General features: G+C 43.2%; 7 protein-coding genes. 3 read left to right on the forward strand and 4 right to left on the reverse strand.

The features are described from left to right. Nucleotides 1-40: 40 nt before the first annotated feature. Complete coding sequence (locus CJ305_RS12775; RefSeq protein ID WP_099646667.1) at nt 41-775, forward strand: hypothetical protein; 735 nt, start codon at nt 41-43, stop codon at nt 773-775. A gap of 64 nt (nt 776-839) precedes the next feature. Here the strand turns inward: CJ305_RS12775 and CJ305_RS12780 are convergent, their stop codons facing one another. Next, a complete protein-coding gene (locus tag CJ305_RS12780) occupies nt 840-1,118 on the reverse strand; it encodes a hypothetical protein (protein WP_099646668.1) in 279 nt (92 codons plus the stop codon). A 177-nt stretch (nt 1,119-1,295) separates the two neighbouring features. Between CJ305_RS12780 and CJ305_RS12785 the strand changes: the two genes are divergently transcribed. Together CJ305_RS12785 and tamL are read left to right on the forward strand one after the other, a co-directional pair. Further along, nucleotides 1,296-6,272 carry a translocation/assembly module TamB domain-containing protein gene (locus CJ305_RS12785; RefSeq protein WP_099646669.1) on the forward strand — a complete coding sequence of 1,659 codons (4,977 nt, stop codon included), beginning with the start codon at nt 1,296-1,298 and terminating at the stop codon, nt 6,270-6,272. Next, the gene (gene tamL / locus CJ305_RS12790; protein ID WP_099646670.1) at nt 6,256-8,544 is read left to right on the forward strand and encodes a translocation and assembly module lipoprotein TamL; all 2,289 of its coding nucleotides are present in this window, start codon (nt 6,256-6,258) and stop codon (nt 8,542-8,544) included. The genes CJ305_RS12785 and tamL overlap by 17 nt, the downstream gene beginning before the upstream one ends. Nucleotides 8,545-8,598: 54 nt before the next feature. Here tamL and CJ305_RS12795 read toward each other — a convergent pair whose 3' ends face one another. From CJ305_RS12795 to CJ305_RS12805, 3 genes are all read right to left on the reverse strand, one after another. After that, nucleotides 8,599-9,327, reverse strand: coding sequence for a phosphatase PAP2 family protein (locus CJ305_RS12795; protein ID WP_099646671.1), 729 nt, complete (start codon nt 9,325-9,327; stop codon nt 8,599-8,601). 107 nt (nt 9,328-9,434) lie between these two features. Beyond that, the gene (locus tag CJ305_RS12800) at nt 9,435-10,394 is read right to left on the reverse strand and encodes an ion channel (RefSeq protein ID WP_223248873.1); all 960 of its coding nucleotides are present in this window, start codon (nt 10,392-10,394) and stop codon (nt 9,435-9,437) included. A gap of 83 nt (nt 10,395-10,477) precedes the next feature. Further along, on the reverse strand, nt 10,478-11,764 hold the full coding sequence (locus tag CJ305_RS12805; protein WP_099646672.1) for an APC family permease: 1,287 nt from the start codon (nt 11,762-11,764) through the stop codon (nt 10,478-10,480). Nucleotides 11,765-12,058 lie beyond the last annotated feature (294 nt).

Here is a 12,058-nt window from a genome sequence, read left to right on the forward strand (position 1 = left end):
CAACATTACAGTGCAACTCTTGTATTTAAATAAAACTAAAGTGATCAAAAATCGGCGAAACCATAAACTGCAAGCATTCCCTAAGGGGATGGTGTTTGTATTATTCCTGATTTTTGCGGGCTTTAATGCATTAGGTCAGATTGATAATCGTGGAGGTTCGTTTAAGATTCCGGCAGCTAAAGATTCTACCGCTACGCCTTCTATTCAGCCTGATAAATCGGCTCCAGATCTTGAAATCCCAAGATCTCAGGGTGGTTTAAAACTGGATGCAAGCGGTAAACTGGTTGAGAGGCCGGTATTACGGGCTCCTGAGTCTTCAGATTTTTATATGTTAGACCGCGAGGATTTTGCAGATTCCGGGAAACGCTATACCGATTCGATGAACGAATATCAGGCCCGTTTAGATAAGGAACGGCGGGGCAATATACCTAGAGAAAATATTGATTTTGGTGTTTTTAAAGGCAACTCTAAACAGCTTATAATCAAATGCCGGGATTTTGGAGCTATTGATAATGACAGGGTAGCTATTTTAAACAACGACCGTACGGTTGTTCCGGGAATATTTCTGGCAGGTACATTTACTCAAATTACCATGCAGCTCCAGGAAGGATTTAATAAAATTGCTATCAAGGCACTGAATCAGGGATCTTTGGGAGCCAATACTGCCGAATTTTATATTTATGACGAACTGGGCAATTTGGTCTATTCCAATCAGTGGTTGCTGGCGACCGGTTTTGAAGCCCAATTTGTATATGTCAAGGAAAGCAGTAACTAACTGAGCGTATAAAACTAAAAAAGGGTCTGCAACTGCAGACCCTTTTTTAGTTAATGCGATTTCTTTACAACTCGCCTTTTTGTTCTTCCAGATTGTTGTTGCGGCTTCCTCCCTGACTGTAGAGCTTGTTTTCTTCATCTTTTAAGCCGGTAGTCTGTTCGGTGGTTTTTTCACCGGTTGGAATATCCAGATCATCTCCGGTAAAGTCTACATCTTTAGTACGATCTCTGAGTTGCTCATCAGCTCCTCCGTCTTTATGAATATTCTTTTGATTAAGAATGTCTTTATCAAGTTGGGTAAGGTCTGAATTATACGTGTTTTCTTCGTTCTTCTTCGTTTTCATAATGTGATTTTTATTAAAGGTAACAGACCGATACCGTTATAGAAACCTTTTTAACTGCGTTTAAAGAAAACTATAACAAGGTTTTAATAGAACGCGTAGTTAGTGCCCCGGGCAGAAACAGTACTTTTAACATTTAAAAAAACACAGCAAATTGATTTGCTGTGACACCGGGAATGTATGACCTCAAAAAGCAAAACGATTTTAAAAAAAAGCCTGAAGATTGCCGCTAAAATTCTTGGGGTTTTACTGCTTTTGCTTCTACTACTGATTTTATTTGTGCGAAGTCCCTGGGGGCAGGGTATTTTAGTTCATAAGGCGGTTAACTACATCCAATCAAAGACCAATACCGAAGTTCAGATTGAAAATCTGTTTATCACCTTTGACGGAAATCTTTCGTTAGATGGGCTTTATATTGAAGATAAAGAAGGCGATACGCTGGTGTACAGCAAACATCTGGAGGCTGATATTCCCTTGTGGTCTTTGATAAAAGGTGGTCCTTTGAGTATTGATGACGTAAGCTGGAACGGTCTCAAGGCAAATATCATTCGTAAGGATTCTGTTGCCGGATTTAATTATGAGTTTCTGGTTGACGCCTTTGCTTCAGATACTACTAGCGTTCAACAAACGCCTCAGGACACTACGGCTTTTCAACTTAACCTGGGTTCTTTCGACTTTGAAAACTTCGATTTAAAATTTCAGGATGATGTTGCCGGTATTGACGCCCGCTTGCGACTTGATCAACTCGAACTCGATGTTGATCAAACCGATTTGGATCAGTTTGTATTTGATGTGGGAGATGTCCGCCTTAACAACACCAGCCTGTATTATAAGCAGACTAAACCCTTTCCGGAGCCTCAGGATACTACCGCGGCACCTATGCCTAAGATTAGCATAAGCAGTCTAAATATAACCAACGTAAAAGTAGATTACGCCTCACAGCCCGATGGTATAAGCCTCAAGGCAGATGTGGGTAATCTCATTACTTCGGTTCCCCTTTTAAATCTGAAAGATCAAAATTACCGTATAGACGGTTTTTTGCTGGAAAACAGTATCGCAAATCTCGACTTAAAAACACAGCAACCGGTGTCTGATACGCCAGCAGAACCTGTTCCGTTTACCTGGGCTGAACTTGCCGCTCAGGCTGAAAATATAGAACTGCGTAATACCGATTTTATTTATACGCTTGATGGGGCACAGGTTTCCTCTAATCAGTTTAATCCCAATGCCGTTGCGCTATCTAAGCTGAATTTTAAGCTTCCCAATCTGAATTTTAAAGACCAAAACCTGACTGCGACGGTCGCTGAGGCTAATTTTCAGGAAGCTTCCGGTCTGAATTTGAAAACGCTGAATTTTGAAGTCGAAGCTACAGATAAACAGTTAAACCTTAAAGACCTGAATATTCAGCTGAATGGAAACAGACTCTCCGGATCTTCAGAACTAAATTATGCTTCAATGGCAAACTTTATTGAAAATCCCGGAGATGCACGCCTCAATTTGAACCTGAATCAAATCGTGGCAGATCTAAACACCGTGTTTAAGTTTCAACCTGCGCTTCGCTCTAATGAATACCTGGCCACGTTAAGCAGGCGCCCGGTTACGGGTAATCTTTACGCAAGCGGAAATCTTTCAGCCCTTGACGTTAACAGCGCTAGAATCAATTGGGGAAGGAGCACTAACGTCAGGTTACGCGGTACGGTTTATAATCTCACCAATCCTGAAGAGTTAGCCTATAATTTCCCGGATTATAAAGTAGTAAGTACCCGAAGTGATCTGAATAAATTTCTAGACGAAGAAGAATTGGGAGTAGCGTTGCCTCAGCAAGTTGAACTCAGGGGATCGCTTAAAGGAACAGACAGCAGACTGCTTACCAAAAGTGAACTCCAAACCAGTGAGGGTATCGTAGCTTTAGATGGCCGGCTTGATTTTGAAAACGCGATTGAATTTGAGGGCAAGGTCTCCGGTTCTCAAATAAGATTAGGTAAGCTGCTTCAAAACGAGAGTCTGGGTCAGGTAAGCTTTAATCTGGATGCACGGGGTTCGGGAGCTACACTTAACGATCTGGATGCCAGTCTTACTGCGCAAATTGATAGCCTGGATTATAATGATTACACGTTTAAAGATTTAAAGCTTGAAGGGGAATTTAAAAACGGAAGCGGAGCCCTTACTTCAGCCTACAAAGACAGCAACCTGAATATGAAGCTCAACGCCGATGTAGATCTAGATTCGGTGGCGAGCAGTGCACGAGTAAATCTAGATTTAATTGGTGCTGATTTACAGGAGTTGGGATTGGTAAAGCAAAACATTAAGGCAGCCTTTAATCTTCAGGCTAATTTTAAAGGAACTGCAGCCGATTATGAGGTACAGTCAAAAATAACCCGTGGAGTAGCGGTGTATGATGATGAGGCCTATCAATTGGGCGATCTTTCGGTAAATGCCTTTGTAAAGCCCGATACCACTTCGGTAGACATACAAAACCGAATTCTTCAGTTAGATCTGGAGTCTAATACGAGTCCGGGACATTTTCTTTCAGCGGTTCAAAATCATTTTAGACGCTATCTCGACACCAACCCCAATATGGATACCATTGCAGATCCTGTTGTGATTCGTGTAAGGGGAACGGTTCACGAGGCGCCTATACTCAATGAAGTCTTTGTCCCCAATCTTAGGGAACTTGATACCGTGCAAATTGCAATCAATTTTGACGAACTCAAACGCGATCTCAATGCAGACATCAATTTACCCTACATCAATTATAACGGGTATACCATAGACAGTCTGGCATTTACGATGGATTCTGATGCCGAGCATCTAAATTTTGATTTTGGGTTACGGGAATTGATTGCAGGTCCTGTTGATCTTCAAAACACCAGGCTGGAAGGCGCTTTACAAAACAGCAAGCTTGCGCTCGATTTCAGTTCGATGCATAAGAACGAACGCCTGATGCATATCGCTTCAGAAATCGAGTTACAGGATGATGTAGTCACGCTGCACATTGTGCCTGATGGATTGATACTGAATAAAAATTCCTGGAATGTGAACCCTAACAACCGGATTGCATTTAAGGAAAACAATACTGTGTTTACCGATTTTGTGCTGAGTTACAACAACCAGCGGGTAGAAGCGGGCAACACGTTATCGGGTGTATCTAAAGAGCATCTGGGCGTGCAGTTTGATAATTTTAAACTTTCGACCATTACGAGCTTCCTCAATCCCGATGAAAGTCTGGCAAAAGGTAAGTTAAGCGGAATCTTTGCCGTAGAAGAACCTACAACTTCCCCGGGAATGGTAACCGATCTTAAGATCGTAGATTTTGAGGTATTGGGGACCGATATGGGCGTACTTACCGCAAACGGAAAATCGATTAGCGCAACGGCCTACGATTTTGATCTGAGTGTAAAGCAGGGAGTTGCCGATCTGGATCTTACGGGAACCTATCGTACCAATGCTACCGCTGCGGAAATTGATTTAGACCTTGACATCAACGCCTTGCAGATGCAAGCTTTGGAGAACTTTTCACTGGGAGAAATCAGCAATGCTTCGGGTACCGTGAATGGTAAACTAAGTCTTACCGGGACCACTGCAGAACCCAATTATGAAGGAACCTTAAATTTTGATCAGGCTAAGTTTGAAGTGACTAAACTCAATGCTCCATTTCTATTGGCTGACGAAAGCATTAAGCTTGATAATACCGCTTTGTATTTTTCAGATTTCAAAATACAGGATGCCAACTCCAATACCCTGGTTGTAAATGGGGAAGTGGGTACGGAAAGCTTTATCAATCCCACCTTTGATCTAAACATCAAAGCGACCAATTTTGAAGCGCTAAATTCAACCAAAGAAGACTTTGATCTGGTCTACGGGAAAGCGGTTTTTGATGCAGATGCCCGCGTAACCGGAGATCTCAATTTACCCGAAGTCAAACTGGACCTCACCGTAAAACCGGAAACTGATGTCACCTATGTTTTACCGCCTTCTGAAGTGCAGATCGAATCTAAAGATGGCGTAGTAATCTTTGTAAATAAAGAAAATCCCGATGCTATTCTAACCAATTCTGAAGAGGAATCGTATACGGTTTCAGGTTTTGGTGTGGATGCTAATTTAAGCATAGCGAAAGGTGCGGTCTTCAATCTGGTGATTGACGAGCAAACCGGCGATAATTTTCAGGTTTCCGGTACGGGTGATTTTCAGTTTGATATGTATCCTAACGGAAGGATGACCCTCAGCGGACGTTACGATGTTACAGACGGGCATTATGAGATGAGTTTGTACGGTTTGGTCAAGCGTCGGTTTGATCTGGCTCCCGATAGCCGTATAACCTGGTCTGGTGATCCTTTTGATGCCGATCTGGATATCAAGGCCTATTACAGCGTGGAAGCTTCGGCAAGCGGACTTATGGCGTCACAAACCAGTGGAGCAGACATCAGCACTCAGGGACAATACCGCCAGGAAGTACCATTTCGGGTGTATATCAATATCAACGGCGAACTTATGCAGCCGGTTATTTCCTTTAATCTCGACATTCCGGAAGGTAGCCGTGGTGCAGTGGGAGGGCAGGTGTACAGCAGGGTACAACAGCTTAATCAACAGGAGAACGAACTTAACAAACAGGTTTTCTCATTACTTGTACTGAACCGATTTTTCCCTTCAGCATCCAGCGACGGCAGTGCGGGAGGTACTGCAACTATCGCACGCGATAACCTGAATGATGCGATTTCAGACCAGCTTAATCTGTTTTCCGATAAACTTTTGGGCGACACCGGCTTTAATTTAAATTTTGGTCTGGACAGCTATACCGACTATCAGGGAAGTTCTCCCAGCGAGCGAACGACATTGGATATCGCCGCGCAGAAAAAACTCTTTGACGACAGGGTAGTGGTGAGCGTGGGCAGCAATGTTGACCTGCAGGGCAGTAACACCAATGCAGATGGCGGCACGGCTCCGGTTGTGGGTAATGTGAGTATTGAGTATTTATTGACCGAAGACGGCCGTTACCGTTTAAGAGGCTATCGCCGCAGTCAGTTTGAGAATGTGGTTGACGGGCAAATCATCGTTAATGGCATTTCGCTTTTGTTTACACAGGAGTTTAACAAGTTTACAGAGCTCTGGAAGTCGATGTTTCCGGCAAAAAAAGAAGAGGATGACGAGAAGAACTAATCATACACTACAATTATTGACACGGGTATCCGCGCTGCTGTTACTGGGTTTGCTGCTATACAGCTGCTCGGTTGAGCGCTTTATTCCGGAAGATAAATTTTTATATGTGGATCACCGGGTTGAGCTAACGCCAGATTCGGTAGTAAACGATATTGACAACATACAACTTGACTTGGAAGCTGCGCTTAGACCCGATCCCGTGAGCGGCTTTTTGGGCGGTTATCCCGGCGTTTATTTTCATTATAAAGCAAACCGTGAAAAGCCCGGATTCATCAATCGCTTCCTCAACAAGAAATTTGGTCAGGAACCGGTTTATGATACCGATGTACAGACCTATGAAATGGAGCAGATTCTGTTGAACCGCCTGGAGAATAAGGGCTTTTTCTACAGCGTGGCGACTTCAGAGATTGTGCGCGATACTACAAATAAAGAGGCAGAGGCGATCTACCGCTTACGCATGTCAAAACCCTATCGTCTTAAAACCTATCAGCTGGATACCGACACGCTGATGGTTTACAATCCCATAAAAAATTCCTTATCAGAAAGTCTGATAAAAAAAGATATGCGTTTTGATCTCAGCGCAATGAAGGCTGAACGTCAGCGTATAGACGGCGTCCTTAAAGAAAGGGGATATTACAACTTCAATCCGGCATTTCTAATTTTTGAAACCGATACCAATCAGCATAAAAACCGGCGCTTTGACCTCTATTTAAGGCTGAAAAAAGACGTGCCAACAAAATCGGTGATACCTTACAAGATTGCTAAAGTAAATGTCTATCCCAATAATACCGTAGAGCTTGATAGCAGCGCGCTAGACACAACCCGTTATGCGGAAAAGAATTTTATTCAGGGCGAAACCTTTTTTAAACCGAAGCGTCTTGATCCATTTATCCTGCTTGAAGAAGGCGATTTGTACAGTCCGTCAACTTCAAAATCTACCAGCCGTCGCTTGGGTTCCATTGGCGCTTATAAGTTTGTGAACATTCGCTATAATGAGCTCGAAACTGATGCTACAGATGATAGTCTGGGGTTGCTGGAAGCCAATATTTTTCTTTCGCCCTTAAACAAACGTGCCGTGCGCGCTGAGGTTAAGGCGGTGACGAAATCTAACGGATTTACCGGGCCGGGGCTCGGACTCACCTTTGTAAACCGAAACCTGTTTAAAGGCGGGGAGACGCTCAACATTTCTCTCGACGGAAGTTATGAAGTACAGGCCGGTGGTGCCGGTAATAACGCAGGGAGTTCGAGTATTCAATTGGGTCTAAACGGAACCCTGATTCTCCCCCGAATGCTTTTCCCCATAACGATTTCAAAAAATTACTTTAAATACGACATTCCTAAAACCAAGATGGAATTAGGCGTGGCTTATCTCAACCGTACCCAATTGTTTACGCTGGGTTCGGTTGAAGGGAAATTTGGTTATGTGTGGCAGGCTAATAAATATGTGACTCACGAGATCAATCCCGTAGCGATAAACTACGTTTCTCTGGCCAATACCACTCCAGAATTTGATGAAATTCTGGAGGCCAATCCTTTTTTACAAACCAGTTTTGAGCAGCAGTTTATTTCCGGACTTACTTATTCATTTATTTATAACGGAATGGTAGATGCCGGCAAGACGCACCAAATATATTTTAATGCCAACTTTGACACAGCCGGAAACAGTCTGAGCCTTTTTGCAAGCGGAGACAAACCCCAAAGTATTTTTGGCCTAGATTATGCCCAATACGCGCGCCTGGATGCCGATGTGCGGTATCATTTCAACTTCAGCAATCAAACCCTTGCGACACGACTTTTTGCCGGTCTGGGTGTTCCTTACGGCAATTCTGAAGTGGTGCCGTACACCAAGCAGTACTTTTCGGGCGGGCCCTATAGTGTACGAGCCTTTAGAACACGTTCGCTGGGTCCCGGAACTTATGAGCCCGATAACAACAACAGTTATTATGACCAGACCGGTAATTTGCGTTTAGAGGCCAATATCGAATACCGTTTTCCGCTCATCAATGTGCTGAAGGGAGCCTTATTTGTGGATGCCGGTAACGTTTGGAATACTACAAATAACGAAGCTTTGGAAGGGGATACTTTTGGCAGTGATTTTATGAGTGAATTGGGTATTGGCGGCGGTTTTGGGCTGCGTGTAGACATTCAGAGTTTTGTGATACGTCTGGATCTTGCAGCTCCTTTTCACGATCCCAGTTTGCAACAAGGGCAGCGTTGGTCCTGGGATGTTAGCAACCCTATTTTGAATTTCGCTATTGGTTATCCGTTTTAAGCTTGCGCGAAAGCTAAACTTTTCAAATAGTATACTAAAAGTCTGTTTACAGGCCTAGGTTTTAGGATCTCTACGGAATAATTCGATTACATTAAAAAGCAGAATACAGAAAATCACCCAGATAAAACCGGCGATAAACCCACCCGCGATATCTGAAGGAAAATGGACACCCAGATAAATACGGCTGATGCCGATACTCAGAATAAACAGTACCAGCGCAGTAATGCAGAGCGCTTTTAAAAACCTATTCATCCTAAAACGAGTAACCAGATAGATGAGGAAGCCGTAAAACGCCATGGCGCTCATCGCGTGGCCGCTGGGATAACTCAGTGTTTCTACCGTAACCAGATGTTCGATACTGGGGCGTGCGCGGTCTATAAAGCGTTTTAAAATCACGTTTGAGATCGAAGCCAGGGCAAGTACCAGAACGATTTGTAAGACGTACTTCCATTGCTTAAATACAAAATAGGATAAAATCGTGGCAATGACTAAAATGGCTAAGTAACCGTATACATCTCCAACATCTGTTACAAAAATGAAGTATTTGGTAAGTGCCGGGTTTCGGTACGAGAGAACAAATTCAGTAACGCGCGAATCCCATGCATTGAGCATATCAGACTCCAGCGTATCGGTAAGTTCAATAAACAGGTTGATGCCCAAAACAACAATGACCAAAGCTACCAGAATGGTGATGAGGTAGGGCAGCCCGGGGTTGTACTGATGAAATTTATCGCGCAGCAGCCGGCCTAATTTGTAAATAAACTGAAGTAACGAATTTCTCATAGATGCAATTTAGCCTGCCGGAAGTGTTAAGCGGTTGAAAATACCAATTTTAGGCAGCTATACTTTTAATTTTATCTTAAGGTTTTAAGCAGAAAGGTACAATGGCCTTAAGAATCGGTGTTGAGTTCGGCGGTTTCGCTCGTGCTCAATCCGCTCAGGTCGACGGAAATTCTTCCGTTTTTGTGAGACATTAAATACACGAATTTCTCTCCCCATTTAATTTCATCAAACTTATATGAAGAGCGCGAATAGACTGATTGCGAGAAGCTTTCGTCAAAAGCCTTAATCACTACAATAATCTCAATATCACCCATCGCCAGTTCTTCCCGCTTAAATTTTAAGAAAGGGCTGTCGCCTGAAATGGGATGGACAATCGTCCAGACAGCGGGCAAAAACACTACATTAGAGCGTTCCAATTCGAGCTCATAAAAATCGCGCAGGCTTGAATTCTCACGTAGGATAGATAGCGAAACTTTGGCTTCAATCTCAAGCAATTGATTGCCATGCGGATTTGCAACCCGAAACATAAAGCCGTTTATGTTTTTGTAAGGTGCAACTACGGCATGCTCGCTGTATTTCAGTTTTGAAGCCGGTTTTGAAAATTTTCCGTAAACGAGACCGGTAGCCAGTGCAAAACCCAGTAGCCCCAGCATAGACTCGGTAGCGGCGACAATATTGGCCAGAATACCTAATGGCGCCACCTGCCCGTAACCCAGGGTTGTAATGGTTTGTGCGCTGAAAAAGAAAGCTTCGGTAAAACGTTCAAAGGGCGTGATGCCATTTATTCCGGTTAAATTTTCGGTACCTATAGCGACATAGATTGAGGCAAAGAGGAGGTTGGTACAAAAATAAGTGAGACCCACAAGCAGCAAAAAACGGGTCCAGGACATGGTCACCAGGCTGTGAAAGAAATTCAGTCTTTCCAGAAAAGGCACATTGTCTTTGTGGATATTGAACGAACCGTCTTTTTTAAGCACGCGATAATGGCCGGAAGTGGCTTTTTCGCCCAGACCAAAGTCATTGTATTCCTGTTTTGTATAGGTTTCCGGGGGTTGCATTGCAGACATACCTTGGCTTTTAATCGCACTAAAATAGGGCTAAAATTTTAGTTGCAGGTTTTACAAGCGTTTCAGATACGAAAATAGGCGGCTTAGGCTTCTTCAGCCCGTGTTTTCTTATAAATAAATTCGATCACAAAGCAGGAAAGAATGATACCAACAGAAACCAGGACTCCGGTTTTATTGCTCCCAAATTGCTGAATGAGGAGGGTAAAAAAGGCCAAAACACACAGAATTCCGGCTACGGCGTGTATCCATTTTTTGGAATTTAATTCGTTGTGCTTTTGGTAACCGATGTAATTGACGATCGCGAAAATAAGCAGGAAGCCGGCGCTTCCGGCAGTTGAAATACTCTGAAGATTAAAAATGTTTACCAGGGTTATTGAAAGTATCGCGGTGATCAGATAACCTATGGGTTTGCCCCAAAATTTATGGGTGAAGTATTTAGGCAACTCGTCATCTTTGGCGATGTCATAATTCACCCGACCACTGCCCATCACGGTAGCGTTTATAGCTGAAAATGTGGAAATCATTGCCGTAATGGTAATAATGGTAAAACCGATCTGACCTAAGGTAGGCTCGGCCGCTTTCGCAAGCACGTAATCCTGAGCGCTGGCAATTTTATCAAAAGGTAAGGCACCAACGGTCACGATAGCAATTAGGATATACAGCACGATCACAAAGCCTACTGCACCAAAATAGGCTTTTTCAGTATTCTTTTCACGGTCCTTTAAATCGGAAATGGAATTGGCAATCAATTCAAAACCTTCATAGGCGACAAAAATGACCATACCGCCACTGAGTAAAATCAACGGACTTTCCCAATTTGCGGGAGCTAATTGGCTTAAGTTTTCAGGATTGGTGGTGAGGCCGTAGAAGCCAACTCCTATAAAAGCTATGAGAATGAGGAGTTTGATGACCACAGCGACAGACTCTATGCCGCTTACCAGTTTCATGCTTAAATAATTGATAAGCAATGCAATGACCAGAATCCCGGTTTGATAAATATGCGTATCCAGGCTTTTGGTTCCTGTTAGCGAAATCAATTCTGCGGCGTAAGAGCCAAATGCCGAGGCATAAAGTGCCAGCATAACGATATAGCTTACCCAAAGCAAATTATTGATACCTCCCGAAAACAGACTTTCGCCAAACTGACTGTTTACAAACTCAACCGTACCACCATCTTTGGGGTATTTTTTAGAAAGTTTTGCATAGGAATAGGCAGTGAGGAAGGCAATCAGCCCGGCAAAGGCAAAGGCAACCGGGGTACCTCCTTTAGCCAGGGAAACCGCAAGGCCCAGAACTGCGAAAATTCCACCGCCAACCATACCTCCAATTCCAATAGAGATGGCGTCTTTTAATCCTATTTTTTTACTCATTGGGTTTGATTTTTCAGCGGGGTAGATTTTCAGTTACGTGAAGAACAGAAAAATCGTTTTTTTGTCTCTGTACTCTTGCTTACATAAAATTCGGAAAATTGAGTGGAAGCCTTTAATGTCGCGGTGTAAAGATTCGTTAATTTAAGACAGGCTGTCTTAAATGTTTTCAAAAATTTAAGTGCGGCTTTGGCAAGGTCATAACACCACAAAAATGATTTATCTAGGAGCTCTGGGAGATTTAAATACGCGAGATTTTATAAAAGTTGACACTATCCTATTAACTGTGTAAGTTAA

It is taken from the genome of Leeuwenhoekiella nanhaiensis, from assembly GCF_002744755.1.
GTDB lineage: Bacteria > Bacteroidota > Bacteroidia > Flavobacteriales > Flavobacteriaceae > Leeuwenhoekiella > Leeuwenhoekiella nanhaiensis.